Raw genomic sequence first — 25,284 nt, 5'->3', positions numbered from 1 at the left:
CCCCAAGGCCTCCTATGGAGGGGCTCGCCCTGCACAGAGAACCGGAGCCGTCATGGCGCGCATCCCGTCGTTGAAACTTTGGTCGAAGGGCCGCCCCGGCGTGCTCGCCCTGGCGATCCTCGGAGTGCTCGCGGCGCCTACGGCCCGCGCGGACGCGACCCTCGACCGGATCAAGGGCCGGCAGAAGCTCACGGTCGGCATCATCCTGTCGGGCGCGCCGTTCGGCTACATCGACCCGCAGACCCGCGCCGAGAGGGGCTTCAACATCGACCTCGCCCGGGCGCTGGCGGAGAAGCTCGGCGTGAAGGTCGAGTTCGTCACCGTGACGCCTCCCAACCGCGTGCAGTTCCTGCAACAGGGCAAGGTCGATATCTTGATCGCCAACATGCAGTACACGGAGGATCGCGCGAAGATCCTCGACCACGTGGCAACGCCCTACGACCGCGCCGGGGGCGCCGCGCTTGGCCGCAAGGACAGCGGCATCCGCGACTGGTCGGACCTCAAAGGCAAGCCGGTCTGCATCTCGCAGGGCTCGAACTATGCGCAGCCGCTCGCCGACACCTACGGCGCCGTAGTGAAGGGCATTCCGAGCCAGCCCGAGTCGATGCTGGCGCTCCAAGGCGGCAATTGCGTCGTTTCGGTCCATGTGGCGCCGACGCTCAAGCTCCTGCTTGCCGACCGCCCGGACGAGTGGAAGGACTATGCCATCGTCATCCCCACCGAGCTGGACCCGGCCGATTCCGTAATCTGGCTGCGGAAGGGCGAGCGCGACACGAGCGCAGCTCTCGACGCGGCGGTGCGAGACCTGCACGGCTCGGGAGCCATGCTGGCCATGGCCAAGGCGAACCGGCTGGTCGACCCTACCTTCCTGGTGGAGGAGCAGCGCAAGTTCGCCGGGCAGGCCAAGCCGTGATCCGGCCGCGGCCGGCGGCACGGGCGGCACGGGCGGCACGGGCGGCACGGGCGGCAGGACAGGCGGCATGATCGACGCGGCCGTGCAGCGCTTCATCGCCCTCGCGGCGACCGTGGGCCTGCACTACGACTTCCTGCTGAGCGGCAGCGAGGTCCGGTCCTGGCTGGCCGGCATGGGCATGACGCTGCTCCTCGTTGCTCTGGCGATCCCGCTAAGCCTCATGGCCGGGACCGCCTTCGCGGCGGCGCTGACCTCCGGCCGCCCCTGGCTTGCCGCGCCGGTGCGGGCCTACGTGGAGCTGACGCGCAACACGCCAACGCTGGTCCAGCTCATGTTCGCGTTCTTCGCCCTCAACATGCTCCTGTCCCGGGCGCTCGGCGGCGCGGCGCACAACCCGTTCACCCCCGTCTTCTGGGTGGTGGCGGTGACGGGCCTGCACGTCGCGGCCTTCCATGCGGAGGCCCTGCGCGGCGGGATCGAGGCCGTGCCGGCGTCGCTCGTCGAGGCCGCCCAGGCGACCGGCTTCTCGGGCCTGGAGATCCTGCGCTACGTGACGCTCCCGCTCGCTCTGCGCACGGCCCTGCCGGCGCTGGTCAACAACCTCGTCAACCTCGTGAAACTGACCACCATCGGCTCGGCGATCGCCGTCAACGAGGTGACCTACGCGTCGATCATGATCTGGACGCAGCGCGATAACGTCCTCGAGCTGATGATCGTGATCCTGCTGTTCTTCGGGCTCATCAACCTGACCGTGTCGCGGATCGGTCGTCTCGTGGAGCGTCGCCTCGCCGTGCCGGGATACGGCCTGTGAGCGCCGCCGCGCTCCCGATCCGCGGCGCCCTGCGCACCTCCTGGCCATGGCTCGCCGCGGCCAGTGGGGCGGGCCTGCTCTGGTGGCTCCTCGACGCGCGGCTCACCCGCGATCTGCTGGACTGGCTGCCCTACCTCGCCTCGGGCTTCGTCATGAACGTCGTAATCAGCGTGCTCGCCATGGTGCTGGGCACGCTGGGCGGGGGCGTCCTCGGTGCCATGGAGCTCTCCGCCACGCGGCTGGTGCGCGCCCCGGCCGTGGCCTACGTGCAGGTCTTCCGCAACGCGCCCCACCTCGTGCTGATCTTCGCCACCACCTACATCTTCCCTTTCGAGGTCGTGGTCGCCGGCAACTACCTGCCGTTCCCCGACTGGCTCAAAGCGGTGCTCGGGCTCGCCATCCCGGCGGCCGCCTACGTGGCCGAGATCGTGCGCGGCGCGATCCTGTCGGTCCCGACGACCCAGTGGGACGCCGCCAAGGGCATCGGTCTGTCGCGGGGGCAGACCCTGCGCTGGATCATTCTGCCTCAGTGCCTGCGCCGGGCGCTGCCGCCCTGGATGAACCTGTACGCGTCGATTACCATGAGCACGGCGCTAGCCTCCCTGGTCGGCGTCCACGAGCTGCTCCACGCCGCGACCGACGCCAGCACCGCCGTGCGGCGCGACGACTTCACCGTCGCGATCTACCTGACAGTGCTGCTGGCCTTCTTCCTGTTCTGCTACCCGATCTCGCGCCTGACGCGGCGGCTCGAACGCCGCCTCGCCCCCCGCTGACAGCGAAGGCCTATGGCCCAGGACTTCATGGCTCAGGACCCCACAAACCGGCCGATCCTCGTGGATCTCCAAGACGTCCACCTGTCGTTCGGGGCGGTCGAGGTGCTCAAGGGCATCGACCTCACCGTGGCGAAGGGTGACGCGGTCTCGATTATTGGCCCGTCCGGCTCCGGCAAGTCCACCATCTTGCGCTGCATTAACGGGCTCGCGCAGCCGCAGGCGGGCCGGATCACCGTGGCGGGCATGCGGGTCGACGCCCTGCGGACCGAGGCCGAGCGGATCGCCGTGCGCAAGCGCATTGGCGTGGTTTTCCAGCAGTACAACCTGTTCCCGCACCTTACCGTGCTGGAGAATATCACCCTCGCGCCGGTCCGGATCCTGAAGGTGCCGCGGGCCGAGGCGGAGAGCCATGCCCGGGACCTCCTCGCCCGGGTTCGCCTCGCCGACAAAGTGGCGGCCTATCCGGGCGAACTTTCGGGCGGCCAGCAGCAGCGCGTCGCCATCGCCCGGGCGCTGGCCATGCGGCCAGACCTCGTCCTGTTTGACGAGGTCACCTCGGCCCTCGATCCCGAGATGGTCGGCGAGGTGCTGGCGGTGATCCGTGAACTGGTGCGCGAGGGGCTGACCAGCATCCTGGTCACCCACGAGATGCGCTTCGCCGAGGAGATCAGCGACACGATCGCCTTCACTGAGAACGGCCGCATCGTCGCGCAGGCGCCGCCCGCCGAGTTGTTCTACAGATCCGACAACCCGCGCATCCGCCAGTTCATCGGCGGCTTCCAGGGATACCGGGACGCGGTGCAGGACCGGGAGGGCATCTGATGCCGGCTTCGCTCACCGCCGCGCTGGCGGAATACATCGTGGCGGCCCGCCCGGACGCGGATGCGGCCGCGATGGCCGCGGCACGCCTCGCCCTTGTGGACTTTCTCGCCTGCGCGTTCGCCGGCAGCCGGGATCGCACTGTCGCGACCCTGCGGGCCGCCCTGGGCGACGCACCGGGCCGATCACCGGTGATCGGCTCCCTTCAACCCGCGGAGCCGCAGCTCGCCGCCCTCCTCAACGGCTATGCCGGGCACGTGCTCGACTACGACGACGTCCACGCGAGCGTGCGCGGGCACCCCACCACGGTGATCGTGCCGGCGCTGCTGGCGGCCCTCGATCCGGAGGCGCTCCCCTCCGCCGAGGCTTTCCTCGCCGCCTACCTGGTCGGCCTAGAGACGATGGCGCATCTCGGCCGCGCCGTCGGTCCGGCCCATTACGAGCGCGGCTTCCACGCCACCGCGACACTGGGCCCCTTCGGCGCGGCCGCCGCCATCGCGCATCTGCGCGGGCTCCCGGCCGCGACCGTCGCGGTCGCCCTGGGTCTCGGGGCCACGCAGGCGGCGGGGCTGCGGCTTCAGTTCGGGTTCGACGCCAAGCCCCTCCACGCCGGGCTCGCCGCCCGCAGCGGCCTCCTCGCCGCCCAGCTCGCCGAGGCTGGCCTGTCCGGCGCCCCCGAGAGCCTCGACGGCGTGAACGGCTTCTTCGCGGCGTACGGCTTCGGCGAGGCGCAGCCCGAGCGCGTGCTCGACGGCTGGGGGGCGCCCTGGCAGATCCTCTGCCCGGGTCTGACGCTCAAGGCCTTCCCCTGCTGCACGGCGGCCCATCCGGTGGCCGTGGCTGGCCTCGCCTTCCACTGCGAAGGGGTCCGGGATCTTACGCGGGCGACGATTACCTTCCCGCCGGGGGGCGACGCCGCCCTTGTGGTCCGGTCGCCACGTACCGGGATCGAAGCGCGCTTCAGCCCCGAATATATCCTGGCCGCCGCCCTGGTGGACGGCGTCGTGAGCCTCGACCACTTTGACGAGAGGCCGGTCCGCCCCGACCTGATGGCGATTGCCGAGCGCGTCGAGCGCCGGCACGACACGTCCGCGCCACGCCTCTCCGCCGATCCGGGGACGCGGTTCGTGGTGGTGGAGATCGCCAACGCGCAGGGCTGTACCGCTGAACGGCGCATCGACGGCCTGCCCGGCCTGGACGATGCCGATCCCAAGTTCCGGGACGCCACGGCCAGCTGCGATGCCCTGCAGGCGGTGCCAGGCCTCGTGCGGACAATGCGCACGCCCAGCGACCTCGCGCGCCTCCTCGACCTTCTCACCGAGCCTCTGAGCCACCAATGACCACGCAAGCCCAGTCGCCGCGCCAGATGCATCTCGGCCTGTTCCTCCAGGGGGCAGGCCACCACGTCTCGGGCTGGCGCCACCCGAGCGCCGAGGCGGGCAGCGAAAATTTCGACCTCCTGCGCCGGGTCACCCAGATAGCCGAGGCCGCCAAGTTCGACATGGTCTTCCTGGCGGACGGACTCACCAGCGCGGTCGACGCCCACCCGTCCATGATCGCCCGGTTCGAGCCGCTGACGCTGCTCAGCGCGCTCGCCATGGTGACGGAGCGGATCGGCCTCGCGGCGACCGCCTCGACCACCTACGGCGAGCCCTATCACGTCGCCCGCGCCTTCGCGTCGCTCGATCACCTCAGCGGCGGCCGGGCGGCCTGGAACATCGTCACCACATCCTACGCCCGCACCGCCAACAACTTCTCGAAGGAGCACCCGGCGCACGACGAGCGCTACGCGGTGGCCGAGGAGTTCGTGGACGTGGTCTGCGGTCTCTGGGACAGCTGGGACGACGACGCCTTCGTCAAGGACAAGGCCCGCGGGGTCTATGCCGACCCGGCCAAGTTGCGGGTGCTCGACCATGCGGGCCGCTATTTCCGGGTGAAAGGACCGCTCAACATCCCCCGCTCGCCGCAGGGGCATCCGATTTTGATCCAGGCCGGCTCGTCGGGGCCCGGGCAGGACCTCGCGGCGCGGCGCGCCGACGTGGTGTTCACCGCTCAGCAGGATATCGCGGAGGCGCAGAGCTTCTACGCGAGCCTCAAACAGCGGGTCGCCGGCCTCGGGCGCGACCCGTCGACCGTCGCGGTGATGCCGGGCTTCCTGCCGGTGATCGGCCGCACGCTGGCTGAGGCGAGCGCGAAGCTGATCGAGCTCGATCAGTGGACACCCATCGCCAGCGCGATGCCGCTCCTGGAGGAGCGTGTGGGCCACTCGCTCGCGTCTTACGACCTCGACGGGCCCCTGCCCGATCTGCCGGTCTCGGACCAGCTCCGTAGCCGGGCCGAGCTCCTCACCGCCTTGGCGCGCCGGGAGGGCCTGACCATCCGGCAGCTCGCCCTGCGGGTGGCAGCGGGGCGCGGGCACCACATGATCATCGGAACGGCCGTGGATGTGGCCGACCGCATGCAGGCCTGGTTCGAGGGGGGGGCGGCGGACGGCTTCAACGTCATGCCGCCCTTTTTCCCCGATGGCCTCAGCGACTTCGTGCGCGAGGTCGTGCCGCTGCTACAGGAGCGTGGCCTGTTCCGGACAGAGTATTCGGGCACAACCCTGCGCGCGCATCTCGGCCTGGAGCGTCCGAGGCCCATGGCGCCGGGTTCTGTGTCTTGATCTGCATCCGTGCGCAGAGATCTCGCATGCTCCGGCCTCGCACGCACGGCGAATCCGGCCAGACCTGGGCGCTTCGCTGACTTCTGCTTTCGGGAAGCCGCTGGATACACCTGAGCGGCTGCAACGGGCGCAAAGCCGAAGGTCCGCTTCCGGCCGTCGACCCAACTTCCTCTGCCCACCCTATGCAGCCGTCCGAGCTGGGTGCACCCACAGCTCACCCGTTTGCGGGCGGCACCCTGACCAGCGGTCCCGGTAGAGCCCTGCCCTTATCCGTTTAGGCCGCGCTCTCTGTAGATGGTATCGAACGTGGCCTCGGCCCTGACGAACCGTTCGTGGGCCTGCTGCCGATGTCGAGGCGGGTGCCGGTCCGGATGTAACTGCGAGCGGAAGGCCCGGCGCGCCGCCTCGATGAGGAAATCGGGGCTGTCCGAGTGTAGTCCGACGCGGTGATAGGTCGGATCTGGCACCTGCGCCGGCCGAACTGCGGCCCGCGCCTTGGCCAACTCTCGCTCAAGCTCGGCAATGCGCTGGCAAGCCTCGTCTAGGCCAGTTCCGGCCTCAGCAGCAGCAGCCTTTGCCGCGTGACAGACTTCACGTAGCTCGTCGTGTTCACGAGCGATCCTGATCGCTCGTGGCGCGTAGCGGATCAGGCCAGCCCAGCCCAGCGCCAGTGCAATCCAAACGGGGCAAACGGCGAGAATGGCTGCCGCGCCGATGCCTACGACAAGGCGCAGTCCAACCTCGTCCAGGTGAGATGCCAGACTCCGCTCGACGGTGGTCAGAGCGGCCACTCAGGCGAACTCCGCCGCCCGCCGCAGCGCCACCACGACGCCATCCTGTGCCGGATCGGGCGGATCGTCATCGTCGTCCCCGGCCACCGCCTCGCGCAGCGACTCGCAAGAGCGGTGAAAACGGTGGAGGCCGAGCAGCTCGGCGACATCCCGATCGTAGGTGCTGCTCGGTGTGGGACCGGAGACCTGGATGCCAATCGACATCAGCCGCTGCAGAACCAACCTCAGCACGAGTCGGGGAACGAGCTCGTTGCCGTGACCCAGGATCTGCTCGACCTCCCAAGCGCCGCCGACCATCGGCGTGAGCACGATCGCCAAAGGGATGGTTTCGCCCGACTTATCGACATGCGTGTAGGCGCCGAGAAGCTTGGTGCCCAGGGCGACCTCGCAGACGTACTGGCCGGCGCAGTTCGACATCTCGGTACCGAAGGCACGGATCTCGTCGGCCGTCGTCAGGATGCGGAGGCCGTCGAGATGAGGAAAGTCGGGAACGGGCAGGCGATCGGCCCGCTCCAGAATGCGCCGGCCGAGCCGGCCGAGTGCGTCACCGTGGCCTAGGGACTGACGCAGGGCCGTCGTCAGGGCGGCCTCGTCGAGGGTCGTCACGCACCGCTGTAACAGCGCCAACAGGTTGTTGGCCTGCCGGATCTTGTCGGTCCCGTACATGGTGCGCAGCACTTCCGGAACGACCAGCAATGGATGGAGTTCGTCCACCGCGCGCACGTGCATCGCGCGGAGCGGCCCGCAGTATCGAAGGCCATGAGCGGCCGGGCTGTGCTTCTGGGACGACATGATCTCGTACAAGCGCTTGTAGGCGCTCGGTTCAGCAAGGGGATCGAGGCCAGGGGCGATCGAGCGCGCCTCCTGGACGCGTTGGAGGGCGCGCAGATAGCCGCCGGGCACCATGGTGGGCCGGACACCGTAGACGGCCGCGATCACCTCGCGGGTCCGCTGGAGACGCAGTACGACACCTGCCGCATCAGCTCCGGTCTCGACAAGAGCAAAGGGGGCAATCAGGGCGTCGATCGCTGCTTCGCCACGCTCCAAGATCGCGGCGGCCAGGATGAACGCGCCTTGCCGGGTCAGCGGTCCAGCGACGGCAAGGTCCGAGATAAGTCCGCGAGCGCCGGCCTGATCGAGTCGCATCAGCGGATCGAGAGCCCAGCCGATAATGGGCGCGGGCGCACGGGTGGCCTCGGGATCGTTTACATTGACAGGATCGTTTAAGCGCAAGGCCAAGGGCGAGCTCCAGGAGCATCGCCGTGGTCACGCGAGCCCACGCGTCACCCGTTTCGAAAGCGCCACGATCATAACACAAGGCGCACCGCGTGTAACTATCTCCGCGGATGACACCTGCCGGCATCAAGACTGATTATCGGGACGGTAGCTGCCCCATGGATGAGGTTGCTGTAGTGTGAATTTATGTCTGAGAAATCTCATGAGACTACGCAAGTAGATGCTGCTGCAATCCTGGCTTCGGTCTGGGTACGTAATAGTCTGCGGCGAGAGGCGCAGCTGCCGCAGCTGCCGGTCCGACCCACATTTGAGCGTGAGTTGCACCAAGCGCGCTGGAGTGCCCATGTGAAGCGGCACTATGCAGAAACTCGCGAGCGTGTTCTTGCCGAGCAGCGCGCGAGGCACGGACAGGATTGGGGTCTTAGTGTCGGGGGACGGTGGGGCGCCCACTTGCTCACGATGAAGGTCTTGCAGACGAGCTTCCGCGCACCCACGCGACGGCCTGAGCGCAAAGAACTGTGGAGAGGATCCGTCAGGATCGGTGGGAAGGAACCTGAACTCGAGTCGGCGTCGATTGAAAGCGAGCTCGGTCAGCCCGGTGATCGCCGTTAATGACAAACGGCAGGGCGGCCGAACTGCCGGCTCGGGGCGGACCACAGCGATCGTCGAGCATCTAGCGGAAGGTGCCGGGACGGCGCCACCGTGCAGATTGTGGGAACAAAACCAAAACTGCTTCGGGAGTTTCTTCGGGACTTTTGGTCCCGAAGCGTCCTTATCGGAACGGTTTGTTCCCCTTCCAACCCAGATCTCAGCTGCCTATCAGCTGGTTCAGGCAAAGCCAAGTCATTGACATGGCGAGTAAATTCCTGGCGACCCCGGTAGGGCTCGAACCTACGACCTGCCGCTTAGAAGGCGGCTGCTCTATCCAGCTGAGCTACGGAGTCGGGGCCAGGCGGCCCCAGAAGCCACGGGCTCGCCCGAGGGTCAAGCGCGCGGGGCGAGGACCGGCGCGGCGTCCCGGATCGGGCCGAGGATGGAGAGACTGCCCCGCGGCGATGCGCCGGACGCGCCTTAGCGATCCGGCGCCGGGAGCGGGCCGGGGTTGCGCGCCGCCGCGGATCCGGTCAGGCCGGAGCGCGGTTCATGCCGGGGCGCCGCGCCCCCGTCGGGAGACCGAGCTTGACCGCGCCGAGTCCCACAGCCTCGCCCTCCGGACATGTCCGGCGCCGCCGCCTCGCCGCCGGCCGGGGCAGCCTGAGCCGGCCGGGCGGCGATCTGCGGCGCCTGCCCACGGGCCTCGACCTCCGGAACGTGCGGCTCGTGGAGGGCGTGCGCGCCGCCTTCGCGTTCGGCGTCGTCATCCTCCTCAACATCTGGATCCAGTGGTCGCCGCTGCTGACCATGGCGCTCGCCGCCAACCTCGCCTGCTTCTGCGACAACGGCGGCCCGATGCGGGCGCGCCTGCGCGTCCTCACCGCCTTCTCGTTCCTCGGCGGCCTGCTCTGGGCCGGCCTCGGCCTGATCCAGCCCCTCGGCCTGCCGGTGGTCGTCCCGGTCGCCTGCGCGCTGATCTTCGCCTGCTCGTACGCGCGCGTCTGGAGCGTGCAGGCCCAGTCGGCCGGCAACGTGCTCGTGGTGGTGCTGTGCATCGCTCTCGACCGGCCGCTCGACGTCGCGCAGGCGGCCGTCACCGCGGCGATGTTCGCGGCCGGCGGTCTCTGGGCGACCTTCCTGGCCCTGGTCATCTGGCGGCTGCACCCGTACCGACCGGCCCACCGGGCGGTGGCGGAGGTCTGGCACAATCTCGCCCGGCTCTGCGGCGACCTCGAGCGGCTCGTCGCCCTGCCGGAGCCCGACACGGCCGCCTTCGACGGCCACGCGCGGGGCCACCGCCGCGGCGTGCGGGCGAGCATCGAGACCGCGCGGACCATGATCCTCGACCTCGCCCGCTCCCGCGAGCGGGTCTCGGACCGCACCGCCCAGGCCCTGCTGCGCCTGGAGAGCGCCGAGCAGATCTTCGCCGCGCTGATCGCCGTGGGCGAGTTGATCGACAGCCGGCCCGACGCGCGCCGCCGGGCGCTCGCCAAGGTCTTCCTGCGGCGCCTGCGCCCCCTGCTGGTGACCATCGCCCGGGCGATCCGCGACGACGTCAACCTCGACCTCGGCCGCCTGGAGCACTCCATCGTCCGGGTGGCCGACGGCCTGTCGGAGGACCCGACCCTGGCCCGTCTCGCCGACCGGATCGCCGGGCGCGTGCGGCTCGGCGCCAAGCTGTCGACGCCGGAGGGCTACCGGCCCGGTGGCACGATCACGGAGGGCGGCAGCCTCGACCGCTGGACCCGCTACGTCGGGCCGCTGGCGCAGAACTTCACCCTGGCCTCGCCCAACCTGCGGCACGCCCTGCGGGCGAGCGCGGTCGCGGCGCCGGCGCTCGCCGCCACCCTGACCTACGCGGGCGCCTTCACGCACTGGCTGGTGATGACCGTGGTGCTCACCATGCAGCCCTTCTACGCGGCGACGTGGCAGCGGGCCCTGGAGCGGATCGGCGGCACGGTGCTGGGCGGCCTCGTGGGGGCCGTGCTCGCCTACTACGCCACGAGCCCGCTGGCGGAGGCCGGGCTCATCCTCGTGCTCAGCATCGTCGGCTTCGCGGCGCGCCAGATCTCGTACGGGTTCTTCGTCACCTGCCTGACGCCCCTCGTGGTGCTGCTCGTCGAATTGCTGGAGCCCGGCCACAGCTCCTGGGAGATCGTCGCCATGCGGGGCGGCTTCACGGTGCTGGGCGGCGTGATCGCGGTGGCGAGCTGCCTGGTGCTCTGGCCGATCTGGGAGCCCGATCAGGTCCGGCAGGAGCTGCGCCGAGCGCTGAAGGCCCAGGCCGGGCTCGCCGAGGCGGTGCTCCGCGCGCCGCCCGGCGAGGGCCGCGAGGCCGCGATCGCGGCGCAGAGCCGCGAGGCCGGACTCGCCCTCAACGATCTGGAGGCGGCGCTGTCCCGCGCCCTGCAGCAGCCCCGGGCCGGCAGCCACCCGGAGGTGGAATCCGCCCTGGTGGCCGACGCGACTCTGCGCCGGATCAGCGCCCGGCTGATCGTCCTGCGGCACGCCCCGGAGGCGGCCGCCCCCGAGGCGGAGCCCTGGCGGGCCTGGATCACCGCGACCCTGGCGGCCCTGGGCGCGGACAGGCCCGTGCCCGAGCGGCCGGCGCTGGATCGCGGACAGTCGCTCGTGCGCCTCGTCAGCCAGGTCGATCTTCTGGTGGGAACCCTGCGGCCCGGGGAGATCCGGGCCGCGACGGTTGCGGATGGCGGAGCCCCGGCTTCGAGCAACGGGACCGCGGCGCGGGCCGGTCAGCCCGTCCTGCCGTCCTGACGGACGGCCCCCCGTCAGAACCGCGGCAGGGCGTTGGCCGGGCCGCCGGCATGCGGGCCGCTGTAGCGGTAGGCGGCCGGCCGGGCCGGGCCGGCGGCGTCCCGGTACAGGACGGGGGCGTTGCCGACCCAGCCCGAATAGGCCGAGGCCGGGTAGGGCGAGTGCTTCGAGTCCAGGCCCTGCGCGAGGGCGGGCGTGGCGACCGCGGCGACCAGGGCGGCGGCAGCGAGCATGCGAACGGTCATGATGATCTCCGAGTGTCTTCGTATGACTTCAGCGGGAAGTCATCCGGTCAACCGTGTCGAGTGAGGAAGATCGTCGTCGCGATGCGCTGGGCGGCGGTCTTGATCGCTCCGGCTTTGCTTGGCCGAATGTGACCTCTCAACGGAGATACTCTGCCCCGGGTTCGACCGCCGCCGTGCGCTGGCGCACGGGGAGACGCGGCGCGGGCCGGAAGGCGCGCGACGGGTCCAGGCACGGCCGGGGATGCGTCCCGCGCCGAAGCGTGGCACAGACCGCGGCCTGAGAGGGATGCAGACCATGCGGCTGATCGTCGGCCTCGGAAACCCGGGCGCGCGCTACGCGGGCAACCGCCACAATATCGGCTTCCTCGCCGTCGACGCGATCGCCCGACAGCACCGGGCGAGCCCGTTCCGCCACCGGTTCCAGGGCGAGGCCGCCGAGGTGGTGCTGGGCACCGAGCGGGCGATCCTGCTGAAGCCCTCGACCTTCATGAACGAGTCCGGCCGCGCGGTCTCGGAGGCGCAGCGCTTCTACAAGATCCCGCTCAGCGACGTGATCGTGCTGCACGACGAGCTCGACCTCGCGCCCGCCAAGCTCCGGGTGAAGCTCGGCGGCGGCAATGCCGGCCATAACGGCCTGCGCTCGATCACCGCGCAGTGCGGCAACGATTACCGCCGGGTGCGGCTCGGCATCGGCCATCCCGGCGACAAGGCGCTGGTCCATGCCTACGTGCTCAACGATTTCGGCAAGGCCGAGCTGCCCTGGGTCGAGGATCTCTGCCGGGCGGTGGCCGACCACGCCGCCCTGCTCGCCGCCGGCGAGGACGCGAGCTTCCAGAACAAGGTCCACCTCGCCATGGCCGGCCGCGGCTGGGACGACGTGAAGACGCTGGGCGCCAGAAATTGACACGCCCACACGGGGACGGGATATCGGGGCGGGCGAGAGGGTCCGATGAAGGCGGTGCGCGTCGCGCCCGGCTGTCGGCGGTTCGATTGCCTCCCGGCCGCCGCGGCCCGGCGCGTCGGTGTCGCGCGCGCTCGACCGAGGACGGGGCGCGCGGCGTCGTGTTCGCGGGCCCGATTCTCATCAACCCATTCCGCGCGTCGCCCGACGACGCGCTGCGACGGAACTGACCCATGGGCTTCAAATGCGGCATCGTCGGCCTGCCGAACGTCGGCAAGTCGACCCTCTTCAACGCGCTGACGCAGACGGCGGCCGCCCAGGCGGCGAACTACCCGTTCTGCACCATCGAGCCGAATGTCGGCGAGGTGGCGGTGCCGGATCCGCGGCTGAATGACCTCGCCCGGATCGCCTCCTCGAAGGAGATCATCCCGACGCGGCTGACCTTCGTGGACATCGCCGGCCTCGTGCGCGGCGCCTCCAAGGGCGAGGGCCTGGGCAACCAGTTCCTGGCCAATATCCGCGAGGTCGACGCCATCGCCCACGTGGTCCGCTGCTTCACGGACGGCGACGTCACCCACGTGGAGGGCAAGGTCGATCCGGCCGCCGACATCGAGACCATCGAGACCGAGTTGATGCTCGCCGACCTCGACAGCCTGGAGCGCCGCGCCCAGGCGCTGGAGAAGAAGGCCAAGGGCGCCGACAAGGAGGCCAAGGAGACCCTCGACCTCGTCAACCGCGCCCTGCCGCTGCTGCGCGACGGCAAGCCCGCCCGCCTCGTGGAGCGCAAGCCCGACGAGGAGAAGCTGTTCCAGTCGCTCGGCCTGATGACGGCCAAGCCCGTCCTCTACGTCTGCAACGTCGACGAGGGCGACGCCGACAAGGGCAACGCCTACTCGGACGCGGTCTTCGCCCGCGCCAAGGCGGAGGGCGCCGTGGCGGTGGTGGTCTCGGCCAAGATCGAGAGCGAGATCGCCGTGATGCCGGAGGCCGACCAGGCCGAGTTCCTGGAGGCGGTGGGCCTCGCCGAGCCGGGCCTGAACCGGGTGATCCGCGCCGGCTACGACCTGCTCGGCCTCGTCACCTACTTCACGGTCGGCCCCAAGGAGGCCCGCGCCTGGACGATCACCAAGGGCACCCGAGCGCCGGGCGCGGCCGGGGTGATCCACTCGGATTTCGAGAAGGGCTTCATCCGGGCCGAGACCATCGCGTTCAAGGACTACACGGCGCTCAACGGCGAGGCCGGGGCCCGGGACGCCGGCAAGCTCCGGCTGGAGGGCAAGGATTACGTGGTGCAGGACGGCGACGTGCTGCACTTCCGCTTCGCCAACTGAGGTCGGCCTCACCCCGTCATCGCGCGCGCAGCGACGCGACCCAGGGCAGCGCGACCCCGGTGAGCGCGGCGCCGCCTGGATCGCTTCGCTCCGCTCGCAAAGACGGCGATCCCAATCGCCTGCCCCACTGATCAACGTGACGAGCCCGCCATGCCCGATCCCGCCCTGGAAGACTTCTCCGTCGGCGACGTGATCGTCGGGGAGCCGCTGACGGTGACCCGCGACGACATCGTGGGCTTCGCGAAGGATTTCGACTTTCAGCCCTTTCACCTCGACGAGGCGGCGGCGGAGACGACCTTCGCGGGCCGGCTGATCGGCTCGGGCTGGCACACGGCGGCCCTGGGCATGCGCCTGCTCCAGCAGGGGCCGTTCCGGGGCGGCTCGTCGCTGGGCGCGCCCGGCATCGACGAGCTGCGGTGGCTCGCGCCGGTCCTGCCGGGGGACGCGCTGACGCTGACCTTCCGGGTCGCGGGCCTGCGCGACTCGGCCTCGAAGCCGGGCCTCGGCTTCCTGACCGCCGAGGTCGCCCTCGCCAACCAGCGCGGCGAGACGGTCCTGACCCAGCGCTTCACCTTCATGCTGGCCCGCCGCGGCACCGATCCCCTGCCCCCGCGGCCCGTGGAGATCGGCGTGCCGGGGCCGGTCACCGAGCCGGAGGATGCCGAGATCCTGCCGTTCCTGCGGGACGCCGAGATCGGGGCCGTGCGGGAGCTAGGCGCCTACCCGTTCAGCGCCGAGGCGATCGTGGCCTTCGCGCGGGCCTACGACCCGCAGGCCTTCCACCTCGACCACGACGCGGCCAAGCGCAGCCATTTCGGCGGCCTCTGCGCCTCCGGCTGGCACACGGCGGCCGCCTACATGAACCGGATGCTGACGACCCGCGCCCGGGACGCCGCCTACACGGCCGCCCGGGGGCCGGTCCCGGAGGCGGGCCCCTCCCCCGGGTTCAAGAACCTGCGCTGGCTGAAGCCGGTCTACGCGGGCGACACGGTCCGGTTCAGCGCCAAGCTCACCGACAAGCGCGCCTCGGCGTCGCGGCCGGGCTGGGGCTTGGCCTTCGCGCGCAACACCGGGGTGAACCAGCGCGGCGAGGCGGTCTTCGCCTTCGACAGCGCGGTCTTCCACCAGTGGGAGCCGTGAGCGGGCCTCAGGCCGGCGCCTTGCCGAGCACCGCGAGGGACTGACCCAGATACACGCCCGACGGCCACGGCGCCGCCGTGCCGTCGAGGAACGTCACGCTGTCGAAGCCGATATGGTCGGCCCAGGTCTGCCAGACGCTGCGCTCGATGAACGTGTTGAGGTGCGGCACCGTGCTGGTGCGCTGCTCGCCGACCGTCTTGGTGAAGACACCCCAGTGCGAGGCCATGCCGAACTCGAGGAACGAGGCCACGACGCGGCCCCCGGGCCTGAGGGCGCGGTGCATCTCCTCCAGGTAGATGTAGCACTCCGTGTGCAGGAGATGCGTGAACACGCTGAAGGCCGAGACGAGGTCGACGCTGCCGTCGGCGACCGGCAGCGACAGCGCCGTGTTCCGGGCGAAGCGGTAGTCCCTGGGACAGCGGCGCTTCGCGTAGTCCAGCAGGTCCTGAACGACGTCGAGGCCCAGATACGCGACGCTCGCGGTGCGGGCGAGATGCACCGCCAGGCGCCCGGAGCCGCACCCGAAATCGACCACCGACTGGCCGTCCCGGAGCCCGAAATGCTGGAGGATCTCGCACTCGATCGCGCCGATGCGGTCGTAGTCGCCGCCCACCGCCACGCTCATCGCCTCATCCAGGGGCAAGTCGCGCATCAGTTGGCGGACGTACGCCTCGTAATCCTCGACGAAATGAAATTTCGCCATCGCGGCCACCTCGAAGGTGTCGAGATCGGACTGGGATGATCAGTCCATCCGCCGTCGAGATTTGTTCTTCCCCACGGCGCTCCGGCATCCGTTCTGCCGAACACCGTCGAGCCGCGAAAGCGGCCGCGCGGATACGGGGCGCGAATTGCCCCCGAGGCTGCCTTTTCGGTCACACCGCGTTCGGGAAGACCCGGATACTGCGCCGGGCGGCCGCGGCTGCGGGAGAATCCGCCCTCACGCCGCCCGGCGGCGCTCCGGGTAGAGCTCGTACAGGCCCTCGCGGCTCGCCGCGCAGATGCCGCGCTCGGTGATGATCCCGGTCACGAGGCGCGACGGAGTCACGTCGAAGGCGGGGTTGGCCACCGGGCTGCCGGGGGAGACGACCTCGATCGTGGCGAAGCCGCCGTCGGGCAGCCGGCCGGTCATGTGGGTGACCTCGCGCCCGTCGCGCTCCTCGATCGGGATCTCCTTCACCCCGTCGTCGAGGGTCCAGTCGATGGTCGAGAACGGCAGGGCGGCGTAGAACGGCACGCCGTTGTCGTGGGCCGCCAGCGCCTTCAGGTAGGTGCCGATCTTGTTGCAGACGTCGCCGCTCGCCGTGGTCCGGTCCGAGCCGACGATGCAGAGATCGACGCCGCCGTGCTGCATGAGGTGGCCCCCGGCATTGTCGGCGATGACCGTGTGCGGCACGCCGTGGCCGTTCAGCTCGAAGGCCGTGAGCGCGGCACCCTGGCTGCGCGGCCGGGTCTCGTCGACCAGGACGTGGACCGGCACGCCCCGCTCGTGGGCGGCGTAGATCGGCGCGAGCGCCGTGCCCCAGTCCACCGTCGCCAGCCAGCCGGCATTGCAGTGGGTCAGGACCGTGACCGGCCGGTCGCCGCCCCTTGCCGCGTGGAGGTCGGCGATGATCTGGCCGCCGTGGGCGCCGATCGAGCGGCAGCTCGCCACGTCCTCCTCGGCGATGCGGCCGGCCTCCGCGAAGGCGCGGGCGAAGCGCTCGTCCGGCGCGACCTGGCGCAGGTTGGTGGAGACCCGGTCCAGTGCCCAGCGCAGGTTGATCGCTGTCGGCCGCGTCGCCGAGAGGGTCGCCACCGCCCGGTCGATCCCGTCGTGGGACGCGTCGGCGCGCATGGCGAGCGCCAGCCCGTAGGCGGCCGTGACGCCGATCAGCGGCGCGCCCCGCACGATCATCGTGCGGATCGCCACCGCGGCGTCCTCCAGCGTGGCGAGGCGCTTCAGCTCGAACGCGAAGGGCAGGCGGGTCTGGTCGATCACCTGGACGCTGAGGCCGTCCGGGTCCGGGAAGATCGTGCGGTAGGGCTGGCCGTCGATGTTCATGGCCGCTCCTGTGCCACAGCGGGGCGGATTTTGCACCCGTGGGCGCGGACGGCGACAGCCTGGGGATGCGCGGCCGGGCGCCGGTGAGCCTTCCTCAACCTTAGCAGGTCGTTAAGGGGGTCGTGCCTAGCCTCGGGGGTAAGTCCCCGTCCTGCGTCCGGTCCCGCATGCGCTCGCTTCGCCGTCCCGCATCGCCCTACGAGACTTTCGTCGACAGCGTTCGCCCCTTCCTGGGCAAGCGCCTGACGGAGCTCGGCGGCTTCGTGCTGTTCACCGGCGCGGTCGCGCTGACCGTGGCCCTGGCCACGTGGTCGATCGACGACCCGAGCCTCAACCACGCCACCGACCACGCCGCCCACAACGTCCTCGGCCAGCCGGGCGCCGTCGTGGCCGACCTCGCCATGCAGATCCTGGGCCTGGGTTCCCTGGCCTTCGTGCTGCCGCCGGTGCTCTGGGGCATCCGGCTGATGCGGGAGCGCAACCTGCCCGAGGGCGGGCTGCGCATCGCCCTCTGGATCATCGGCTTCTGCGCCGCGAGCGCGGTGGCGAGCGCGCTCCCGCCGACGACCCGCTGGCCCCTGCCCACCGGCCTCGGCGGCGTGGCCGGCGACGGCCTGCTGTCGATGGCGCGGGTGATCGTCGGCGCGGTCTCGTCGGCGGCGGCCCACCTCGTCGGCTTCGGCTACGCCGCCGTGGCGATCCTCAGCCTGACCGGCGCCTGCCGGTTCGGCGCCGTCGAGGAGGACAGCCTGCACGACGATCCCTACCCCGTCCGGCGCGCGCCGGCGCGGGGCCGGGATTCGGGCCGCGACGAGCGCGAGGATTCCGACGAGCCGAGCCTCGGCCTCGTGGGTGTCGGCGCCCTGGCGCAGGGGCTGATGGGCCTGCGCGGCGCCGCGGCCGACCGGATCGCCGCGTGGCGCGCCGGCCGGGCCGAGCCGATCGACGGCGCGTCGCCCGCCCTCGCAGCCCGCCGCGCCTTCACGGACGCCGACCTTCCCTGGGCCGAGCACCTGCCCGAAGGCCGGCAGGCCGGCGCGAGCCGGCGCGAGCCCGTCTTCGACGCGTCCGAGGACTCCCCCGCGGCACCGGCCCGCCGCGCCGCGCCGCCGCGGGACGACGCGGAGGACGATCCGGAGGCGTTCGAGGCGCCGCAGCGCCCGGTCCCGCCGCGGGCCGAGCCGAACGCGTCCCGGGTGGCGCCGCCGCCCGCAGCGCCCGTGCCGGCACGGCGCGCGCCCGCGCCGCCCGTCCGTCCCGAGGATTACGCCCTGCCCGCCCTCGACCTGCTGGCGGCCCCCCGCGGCCCGTCCCAGGCGAGCCTGATCTCGGCCGATGCCCTGGAGCAGAACGCCACGCTGCTGGAGGCGACCCTCGGCGATTTCGGCGTGCGCGGCGACATCCTGGCGGTGCGGCCGGGCCCGGTCGTCACCCTCTACGAGCTCGAGCCCGCCCCCGGCACCAAGTCCAGCCGCGTGATCGGGCTGTCGGACGACATCGCCCGGTCGATGTCGGCGGTCTCGGCCCGCGTCGCGGTCGTGCCCGGCCGGAACGTTATCGGCATCGAGTTGCCGAACGAGACCCGCGAGACCGTGTTCCTGCGCGAGCTGCTCTCGTCGGCCGACTTCGCCGAGAGCAAGCACAAGCTGGCGCTGTGCTTGGGCAAGAACATCGGCGGCGAGCCGATCATCGCCGACCTCGCGCGCATGCCGCACCTTTTGGTCGCCGGCACCACCGGCTCGGGCAAGTCGGTGGCGATCAACACCATGATCCTGTCGCTGCTCTACCGGCTGAAGCCCGAGGAGTGCCGCCTGATCATGGTCGACCCGAAGATGCTGGAGCTGTCGGTCTACGACGGCATCCCGCACCTGCTCTCCCCGGTCGTCACCGACCCCAAGAAGGCGGTCATCGCCCTCAAGTGGGCCGTGCGCGAGATGGAGGAGCGCTACAAGAAGATGGCCAAGATCGCCGTCCGGAACATCGACGGCTACAACGCCCGGGTCGCCGAGGCGGCGGCGCGCGGCGAGGTGCTGACCCGGACCGTGCAGACCGGCTTCGACCGCCACACCGGCGAGGCGGTGTACGAGGACGAGGCGATGGATCTGGCGCCGCTGCCGTACATCGTGATCGTGGTCGACGAGATGGCCGACCTGATGATGGTGGCCGGCAAGGACATCGAGGGGGCGATCCAGCGCCTGGCGCAGATGGCGCGCGCGGCGGGCATCCACCTGATCATGGCGACGCAGCGCCCGTCGGTGGACGTGATCACCGGGACGATCAAGGCGAACTTCCCGACCCGGATCAGCTTCCAGGTGACGAGCAAGATCGACAGCCGCACGATCCTGGGCGAGATGGGCGCCGAGCAGCTTCTGGGCCAGGGCGACATGCTGTTCATGGCCGGGGGCGGGCGCACGACGCGGGTGCACGGGCCGTTCTGCTCGGACAGCGAGGTCGAGAGCGTGGTCGCCCACCTCAAGCGCCAGGGCCGCCCCAGCTACCTCGACGCCGTCACCGCCGACGACGAGGAGGGGACGCCCGAGAAGGGCGGCGGCAAGGGCAAGGCCGGCGCCGCGGAGCTCGAACTCGACGGCGCGGTGTTCGATCAGGGCTCCTTCGGCGAGGCCGGCGGCGACCTCTACGACCAGGCCGTGCAGGTCGTGCTGCGCGACCAGAAGGCGTCGACGAGCTACATCCAGCGCCGCCTGCAGATCGGCTACAACCGCGCCGCCTCGCTCATGGAGCGGATGGAGATCGAGGGCATCGTCGGCCCGGCCAACCACGCCGGCAAGCGCGAGATCCTGGTCGAGGAGGCGGTCGGCTGAGAGCGCGGGCCTGCCGCGCTCGCGGCACCCCCTCCCCCGTGCGGCCGACGCGTGTTCGCGGTGCGCCCTGCGACGGAGCACGACGCGCCCCCTCTCCCGAGCGGGAGAGTGTTGGGGGGAGGCATGGGAAGTCTCCGGACAGGGCACGCGTTTGACGCGCGGACGGGGCGCGCCGTCTTCTGAAGCTTCGCGTCCCTCACCCCCACCCTCTCCCGCACGGGAGAGGGGACCCGCGCTCTCGATCTCAGGGACAGAGAGACCGCGAGCGCGTGCAGCCGGCAGCTCAGCGGGAGAGGCCGCGCGGATCGGATCACCGTATTCGGCCAGCCCCCGCCCAACCCGAAAAATTTCGCGCGACGCGGAACCGGCCCTTCGCCCGCACGTTACGCGCGTGCGAGGCCTGGAAACGGGCTCGCTCTGAGGGCGCCGGGCACGGTGTCCGGTGCTGCTTGTAGTCACGTTGCTCGTCGGAGGATGTGGTTATGAGGACGTACGACGTTTCGCCCCTGTTCCGGTCGTCCATCGGGTTCGACCGCCTGTTCGAACTGATCAACCAAGCCGACCGCGTCGAGCCGTCGGCCGCCTGGCCGCCCTACAACATCGAGAAGGTGGCCGAGGACCAGTACCGCATCACCATGGCGGTCGCGGGCTTCACGCCGGACGAGATCGAGCTGACCCAGCAGGACACCACGCTCCTCGTCTCGGGTCAGAAGGCCGCCCAGGAGGGTGAGAAGCACTATCTCTACCGCGGCATCGCGGCCCGCACGTTCCGCCAGACGTTCAATCTGGCCGAGCACGTGAAGGTCGTGGGCGCGTCGCTGGAGAACGGCCTGCTCACCGTCGCGCTGAAGCGCGAGGTGCCGGAGGCGCTGAAGCCCCGCCGCATCGCCATCGGCGGCACGACGGCCGCGTCCGGCCAGGACAACGCCCCGGCGCAGATCGCCCGCGAGGCCAAGGCAGCCTGAATGGCAGCCTGAATGGCGGCCTGATCCGGTGCCCCGGGCGGCGCGCCCGGGCACCCCTGTCGACACGGATGACATCCCTCACGGGTCCGCGGACCCGCGGGCCCGTTCCCACGACTGCACCGCATTCGATGGAGCGAGGACCATGAGCGTGAGAGATCTGATTCCCTGGGACCGCAACCCCGCCCCGGCGCCGGCCGCCCTGTCGCAGGAGCCGGCCAACCCCTTCCTGACGCTGCACCGGGAGATGAACCGCCTGTTCGACGACGTGTTCGGCGGGTTCGGCGGGATGCCGAGCCTCGCGGGCCGCGGCTTCGGCTGGCCCCATGTCGAGCTGGCGGAGGCGGACGGCGCGCTCCGCGTCTCCGCCGAGCTTCCCGGCCTCGACGAGAAGGACGTCGAGCTGCTCATCGCGGACGGCGTCCTGACCCTGAAGGGCGAGAAGCGCGCGGAGACCACCGACACGGGCCGCGGCTATTCCGAGCGCAGCTACGGCCGCTTCGAGCGGTCGATCGCCCTGCCCGTGCCGGTGGAGGAGGACAAGGCCGAGGCGACGTTCCGCAACGGCGTCCTCACGGTGACGCTGCCGCGCGCGGCCGAGGCGCCGGAGCGCCGCCGGCGCATCGCCATCAACGGCACCGGCGCGCCGGCCGCCAAGCACTGAGCCGGGCCCTGGGCCGACCCTGGGGGTGACCGCCTGCGCGGTCGCGGACCCGAACGGATGACGCGACGGCCGGCGCGGCCCGATCGGGCGTGCCGGCCACCCCAGCCTTTGCTCACGATGAGGAGGGTCGCATGCAGCCGATCGATACCAACCCCGTCCATCCCGCGTTCCATCCCGAGATCGGGCGCCTCGGTCCGGTGGCGGCCGCCAGCCTGAGGCCGCAGGCGGTCGAGCCGTTCGAGGCCTTCGTGGCGCCGGGCGACGTCTTCCGGCATCCCCGGGAGGTGCTGCGCTATCCCGGCCTGTCGCGGGCCGAGAAGCGGGCGATCCTCGCCTCCTGGGCCTCCGACGCCCGCGCGGTCGAGTCCTGCCCGACGCTGCGCTGCCTGCCGGGCTGCCGGGCCGAGCCCGTGCCGCTGAGCGCGATCCTGGAGGCGCTCCAGGCGCTCGACGAGGGTTCGGCACCGCCCGCAGCCCCGCCGCCCGAGCCCCCCGTCCCCGCGGCGCTCTTCCGGCGCTGGGAGCGCGGTCCGGCCGGACCGGAGCCCCTGCTGAACTGAGCCGGGGAGGCGCGCGATGGCAACCTTCGACCTGCGGGGTGGGCACGGGCTCCTGCCCCGGTCGCGGCGCGGCCGGCGCCGAGGGCCGGCGCGGACCACCGACAGCACGGTGCTCGGCCGCTGGTTCCTGTCCGTGGCCCTGTGCCTCGCCCTGGCGGCGCCCTGCCCGGCGCCCGCCCTGCCCTGGGTGCTGGCGGCCCTGCTGAGCCTGTCGGGCTTCGCGTGGCTCGGCCGGGCGATCACGCGGGCCGGGCCGCCGGCCAACGCCCGGCACCTGACCGCCTGGGACGCGGCCCTGCTGTCCTTCGCGGCGAGCTTCGCCGTCCAATCGGCGGCGCGCCTCGGCCTCTTCGGCGGCTGAGCGCGCCCCTCCAGGGAGGCAACCATGCAAGATGGGACGATCGGAATCCGAAACGCCATCTCGCCCGGCCCGGCGGCCGCGCGCCTGCCCGACATGGAGCGCGCCCTGGTCAACCCGGCCGCGGTGTTCGACACCCCGGCCGCGTTGCGCGATCATCCCCGGCTGCTCCCGAGCTGCAAGCGGGAGATCCTGCGGCGCTGGGCCTGGGACGAGTACCTGAAGGAGGTCGCCGCCGCCGAGGGCATGGCCGAGGGCGAGCCGTCGCGGCTCGACGCCGTGAAGGCTGCCCTCCTGGCGCTCGGCGAGGCGCGGCGTCCCGATCCCGCCGCGCCGGCCGCCGCGATCCCGGCGCCCCGGGCGCTCGATCGCGCGGCGGCCTGAGCGCGCCGCGGCCGTCACACGACCATCACACGACCGAGAACCGGAACTCCGTGGCGGCCGCGAAGGTCTCGCCCGGCCGCAGGACCGCAGAGGGGAAGCCGGGCTGGTTCGGCGCGTCCGGAAAGCCCTGCGTCTCGAAGCAGACGCCGTCGCCCGACCGGTAGATCCGCCCGGACGGGCCGATCAGGCGCCCGTCGAGGGTGTTGCCGCTGTAGAGCTGCAGCGCCGGCTGCGTGGTCCAGACGTCGAGCCGCCGCCCGCTGCCGGGATCGACGCAGGTGGCGGCCGGCCGCAGCGTCCCGGCGGCCCCGCGCAGCGCGAAGGTGTGGTCGTAGCCCTTGGCGTAGATGAGCTGCGTGTCCCCGGCGCGGATCCGCGCCTCCAGGGCCCGCGGCGCGCGGAAATCGAACGGCGTCCCGGCGACCGGCAGCAGCGCGCCGGTGGGGATCTGAGTCGCGTCGGTCGGCGCGAAGGCGTCCGCCTCGACCTGCACGACGTGGCCGAGGACGCCGCCCGCCCCCTCGCCGGCGAGGTTGAAGTAGCTGTGGTTCGTGAGGTTCAGGACCGTGGGCCGGTCGGTCACCGCGGCGTAGTCCACGCGCAGCACGCCCTCCGCGGGCAGGCTGTAGGTGACGCGGACGTCGAGAGTGCCCGGAAACCCCTCCTCCCCGTCCGGCGAGCGGCGGCTCAGGACGAGGCGCGTCGCGTCGCTGAGTTCCGCCCGCCACAGGCGCCGGCCGAAATTCTCCGGGCCGCCGTGGAGGGTGTTGGGGGGCTCGTTCACCGGCAGCCGGTAGTCGTGCCCGTCGAGGCTGAAGCGCCCGCCCGCGATGCGGTTCGCGTAGCGCCCGACGATCGCGCCGAAGCTCGGGCTCACGGTCTCGTAGCCCGCCAGGGTGTCGAGGCCGAGCACGACGTTGGCCGGACGGCCGGTGCGGTCGGGCACCTCGATCGCCGTGACGGCCGCGCCGTACTCGATGACGGCGACGCGCAGGCTGCCCCGGCTCAGGGTGTGGCGGCCGACCGGTCGGCCGTCCGCCGTCGTGCCGAACGGTTCGGCCGGCATCCGGCTAGCGCTTCCAGACCCCGAGCCGCTCGCTCCGGGCGTGGTCCTCGGCCGCGACCAGTTCGGGGCTCGCCTCCGGGGCGGCGCGGCCGCCGCCGTTGAACAGCACCACCTCGGAGAGATCGCGCCCGTCCACGAGGCAGTTCATGTTCGCGCTGCCGGGGGCGGGCTGGCAGGTCACCGACCGGTTGCCGATGTACCGGGCCAGCTCCTCCGCCTGGCCGCCCCGCACCCACTCGACGCCGAACAGATGCACGACCTTGCCGCCGACCTTGAGGGTCGCGGTATCGATCACCTGGGCCTGTCCGGTCACGGCGTTCGGCGGCAGCGGCGCGTCGGGCTCGGGATCGCCGCCTGTCTCGGGGGGCGGCGTCACCGTGTCGGGGGCCGAGGCCGGGGGGGCTGCGGGCCGCGCGTTCGGCGCGGCGCCGCTCGGGGCTTCCGCGCGGGAATCCGTGCGGGAAGCGGTCGGGGCGGCGGGGCGCCCGGATTCCGGCGCGGAGCGGTCCAGCACGAGCCCCGCGGCGAGCACCGCCACCAGGGTGCCGGCGACGGCGCCGAGGAGCAGCCGGCGCTGCCGGCGCCCGCCTTCATCGATCCCGCCCCCGCCGAGGCTGAGGCGGTCGCGCACGTGGCCGAGGCCGTCGCGCAGCGTCTCGCCGAACCGTCCGGGACCGCTGTTCCAGGCCGCCGCCGGATCCGCGCCCGCGGCCGGCCCGGCCTCCGCGTCGACGGGCGGGCGGGCGAAGCGTCCGCGCAGGTTCGTCCGCAGGCTGGCGAACCGGCCGGCGGCGGTCTGCGCCAGCACGCGGCCCTGCTCGGAGGAGCGCTCCGCCAGGGAGCGCGCCCGCTCGGACTGGGTCCCGACGAAGCGGGCGGTCGCGGCCTTCATCTCGTAGGCGCCGCTCAGCAGGGACGAGTCCCGGGCCTCCTCGGCGGTCGCCGGGGCCGGTTCGGGCTCGGGCTCCGGCGGCAGGAACAGGGCGGGATGGCGCGCGCGCAGCTCCGCGACGAGGTCCGCCAAGGTCATCGGCTCGGAGGTGCCCTCCCGCCGCCGCGCGGCCCCGTGGCGGTCGAGGACGCGGAGGCCGGTCCCGGACTCGTCGGGGGCGCAGGCGGCCTCGGCCAGGAGCTCCAGGGTCCGGACCGCGACGGGACGCGGACGCGCGCGCGCGATCTCGGCCCGGATCGTCTCGCGCAGGGCGAGGCGGCCGGGACTGTCGAGAACCGGCCGGGCCGGCTCCGTCTCCTGTTGCTCCACCACCGTTGAAGACGTCATTCACCCGATCCCGGCATCACCGACGCGCGGCGCGAAGGAAGCTCGATCGCGCCTCCCGACGAAGGGCGCCCGCGGGCGCCCCACCCGCAGGACCGATCCCGCAACGCGCCCCGCCGCACGCTCCCTCGCTGGCGCCCTTCCTAGCCGCCCTTGC

At 71.8% G+C, this 25,284-nt stretch carries 23 protein-coding genes and 1 tRNA gene; 16 read left to right on the top strand and 8 right to left on the bottom strand.

Annotated elements, in window-relative coordinates; all coding sequences use genetic code 11:
- Positions 1-52: 52 nt before the first annotated feature.
- The 6 genes from C4T42_RS19460 to C4T42_RS19435 all read left to right on the top strand — a co-directional run bounded on the left by C4T42_RS19460 (position 53) and on the right by C4T42_RS19435 (position 5,981).
- Positions 53-913 carry a transporter substrate-binding domain-containing protein gene (locus tag C4T42_RS19460; RefSeq protein ID WP_103985654.1) on the top strand — a complete coding sequence of 287 codons (861 nt, stop codon included), beginning with the start codon at positions 53-55 and terminating at the stop codon, positions 911-913.
- A 67-nt stretch (positions 914-980) separates the two neighbouring features.
- The gene (locus C4T42_RS19455) at positions 981-1,724 is read left to right on the top strand and encodes an amino acid ABC transporter permease (protein ID WP_103985653.1); all 744 of its coding nucleotides are present in this window, start codon (positions 981-983) and stop codon (positions 1,722-1,724) included.
- A gap of 17 nt (positions 1,725-1,741) precedes the next feature.
- The gene (locus C4T42_RS19450; protein WP_244603238.1) at positions 1,742-2,497 is read left to right on the top strand and encodes an amino acid ABC transporter permease; all 756 of its coding nucleotides are present in this window, start codon (positions 1,742-1,744) and stop codon (positions 2,495-2,497) included.
- Positions 2,498-2,524: 27 nt separating this feature from the next.
- A complete protein-coding gene (locus C4T42_RS19445; RefSeq protein WP_181049187.1) occupies positions 2,525-3,319 on the top strand; it encodes an amino acid ABC transporter ATP-binding protein in 795 nt (264 codons plus the stop codon).
- Entirely contained in the window at positions 3,319-4,656 is a 1,338-nt protein-coding gene (locus tag C4T42_RS19440) for an MmgE/PrpD family protein (RefSeq protein ID WP_103985650.1), read from the top strand. The genes C4T42_RS19445 and C4T42_RS19440 overlap by 1 nt, the downstream gene beginning before the upstream one ends.
- Complete coding sequence (locus tag C4T42_RS19435; RefSeq protein ID WP_103985649.1) at positions 4,653-5,981, top strand: LLM class flavin-dependent oxidoreductase; 1,329 nt, start codon at positions 4,653-4,655, stop codon at positions 5,979-5,981. Before C4T42_RS19440 ends, C4T42_RS19435 begins: the two co-directional genes overlap by 4 nt.
- A gap of 266 nt (positions 5,982-6,247) precedes the next feature.
- Here C4T42_RS19435 and C4T42_RS31525 read toward each other — a convergent pair whose 3' ends face one another.
- The 3 genes from C4T42_RS31525 to C4T42_RS19425 form a co-directional block, all read right to left on the bottom strand.
- A complete protein-coding gene (locus tag C4T42_RS31525; RefSeq protein WP_146074010.1) occupies positions 6,248-6,772 on the bottom strand; it encodes a hypothetical protein in 525 nt (174 codons plus the stop codon).
- Complete coding sequence (locus C4T42_RS19430) at positions 6,773-8,011, bottom strand: hypothetical protein (RefSeq protein ID WP_146074009.1); 1,239 nt, start codon at positions 8,009-8,011, stop codon at positions 6,773-6,775. It lies immediately after the preceding gene.
- An 864-nt stretch (positions 8,012-8,875) separates the two neighbouring features.
- Positions 8,876-8,952, bottom strand: a tRNA-Arg gene (locus C4T42_RS19425).
- Positions 8,953-9,187: 235 nt separating this feature from the next.
- Here C4T42_RS19425 and C4T42_RS19420 point away from each other — a divergent pair.
- On the top strand, positions 9,188-11,377 hold the full coding sequence (locus C4T42_RS19420; RefSeq protein ID WP_181049186.1) for an FUSC family protein: 2,190 nt from the start codon (positions 9,188-9,190) through the stop codon (positions 11,375-11,377).
- A 14-nt stretch (positions 11,378-11,391) separates the two neighbouring features.
- On the opposite strand, the gene C4T42_RS19415 is transcribed toward C4T42_RS19420, so the two are convergent.
- Positions 11,392-11,622 carry a hypothetical protein gene (locus C4T42_RS19415; protein ID WP_020094261.1) on the bottom strand — a complete coding sequence of 77 codons (231 nt, stop codon included), beginning with the start codon at positions 11,620-11,622 and terminating at the stop codon, positions 11,392-11,394.
- A gap of 295 nt (positions 11,623-11,917) precedes the next feature.
- Here C4T42_RS19415 and pth point away from each other — a divergent pair, with 295 nt between their 5' ends.
- From pth to C4T42_RS19400, 3 genes are all read left to right on the top strand, one after another.
- On the top strand, positions 11,918-12,526 hold the full coding sequence (pth, locus tag C4T42_RS19410; RefSeq protein ID WP_026605103.1) for an aminoacyl-tRNA hydrolase: 609 nt from the start codon (positions 11,918-11,920) through the stop codon (positions 12,524-12,526).
- A 230-nt stretch (positions 12,527-12,756) separates the two neighbouring features.
- Positions 12,757-13,854: a redox-regulated ATPase YchF gene (gene ychF, locus C4T42_RS19405; protein ID WP_020094263.1), complete on the top strand. Its 1,098-nt coding sequence runs from the start codon at positions 12,757-12,759 to the stop codon at positions 13,852-13,854.
- A gap of 150 nt (positions 13,855-14,004) precedes the next feature.
- Positions 14,005-14,994, top strand: a complete 990-nt coding sequence (locus C4T42_RS19400) for a MaoC family dehydratase (RefSeq protein WP_020094264.1) — start codon at positions 14,005-14,007, stop codon at positions 14,992-14,994.
- 7 nt (positions 14,995-15,001) lie between these two features.
- Here C4T42_RS19400 and C4T42_RS19395 read toward each other — a convergent pair whose 3' ends face one another.
- Both C4T42_RS19395 and mtnA read right to left on the bottom strand, forming a co-directional pair.
- A complete protein-coding gene (locus C4T42_RS19395; protein WP_042672819.1) occupies positions 15,002-15,697 on the bottom strand; it encodes a class I SAM-dependent methyltransferase in 696 nt (231 codons plus the stop codon).
- A 234-nt stretch (positions 15,698-15,931) separates the two neighbouring features.
- Positions 15,932-17,035 (bottom strand): S-methyl-5-thioribose-1-phosphate isomerase, encoded by a 1,104-nt coding sequence (gene mtnA / locus C4T42_RS19390; RefSeq protein WP_020094266.1) that lies wholly within the window; start codon positions 17,033-17,035, stop codon positions 15,932-15,934.
- A gap of 167 nt (positions 17,036-17,202) precedes the next feature.
- On the opposite strand from mtnA, the gene C4T42_RS19385 reads away from it, so the two are divergent.
- The 6 genes from C4T42_RS19385 (at position 17,203) to C4T42_RS19360 (ending at position 22,785) form a co-directional block, all read left to right on the top strand.
- Positions 17,203-19,857 (top strand): DNA translocase FtsK, encoded by a 2,655-nt coding sequence (locus C4T42_RS19385; RefSeq protein ID WP_103985647.1) that lies wholly within the window; start codon positions 17,203-17,205, stop codon positions 19,855-19,857.
- A 482-nt stretch (positions 19,858-20,339) separates the two neighbouring features.
- Positions 20,340-20,822, top strand: a complete 483-nt coding sequence (locus C4T42_RS19380) for an Hsp20 family protein (protein ID WP_020094268.1) — start codon at positions 20,340-20,342, stop codon at positions 20,820-20,822.
- A 142-nt stretch (positions 20,823-20,964) separates the two neighbouring features.
- The gene (locus C4T42_RS19375; RefSeq protein ID WP_020094269.1) at positions 20,965-21,483 is read left to right on the top strand and encodes an Hsp20/alpha crystallin family protein; all 519 of its coding nucleotides are present in this window, start codon (positions 20,965-20,967) and stop codon (positions 21,481-21,483) included.
- Positions 21,484-21,614: 131 nt separating this feature from the next.
- On the top strand, positions 21,615-22,043 hold the full coding sequence (locus C4T42_RS19370) for a hypothetical protein (RefSeq protein WP_020094270.1): 429 nt from the start codon (positions 21,615-21,617) through the stop codon (positions 22,041-22,043).
- A gap of 16 nt (positions 22,044-22,059) precedes the next feature.
- Complete coding sequence (locus C4T42_RS19365) at positions 22,060-22,404, top strand: hypothetical protein (protein ID WP_020094271.1); 345 nt, start codon at positions 22,060-22,062, stop codon at positions 22,402-22,404.
- A 24-nt stretch (positions 22,405-22,428) separates the two neighbouring features.
- Positions 22,429-22,785 carry a hypothetical protein gene (locus tag C4T42_RS19360; protein WP_020094272.1) on the top strand — a complete coding sequence of 119 codons (357 nt, stop codon included), beginning with the start codon at positions 22,429-22,431 and terminating at the stop codon, positions 22,783-22,785.
- A gap of 25 nt (positions 22,786-22,810) precedes the next feature.
- Here the strand turns inward: C4T42_RS19360 and C4T42_RS19355 are convergent, their stop codons facing one another.
- Together C4T42_RS19355 and C4T42_RS19350 are read right to left on the bottom strand one after the other, a co-directional pair.
- Positions 22,811-23,851, bottom strand: a complete 1,041-nt coding sequence (locus C4T42_RS19355; RefSeq protein WP_020094273.1) for an aldose epimerase family protein — start codon at positions 23,849-23,851, stop codon at positions 22,811-22,813.
- 4 nt (positions 23,852-23,855) lie between these two features.
- Positions 23,856-25,130 carry a hypothetical protein gene (locus C4T42_RS19350; protein ID WP_042671712.1) on the bottom strand — a complete coding sequence of 425 codons (1,275 nt, stop codon included), beginning with the start codon at positions 25,128-25,130 and terminating at the stop codon, positions 23,856-23,858.
- Positions 25,131-25,284 lie beyond the last annotated feature (154 nt).

It is taken from the genome of Methylobacterium sp. 190mf (genome assembly GCF_900107945.1).
Lineage (GTDB): Bacteria > Pseudomonadota > Alphaproteobacteria > Rhizobiales > Beijerinckiaceae > Methylobacterium.
This window is presented reverse-complemented; position numbering and strand designations above follow the sequence as displayed.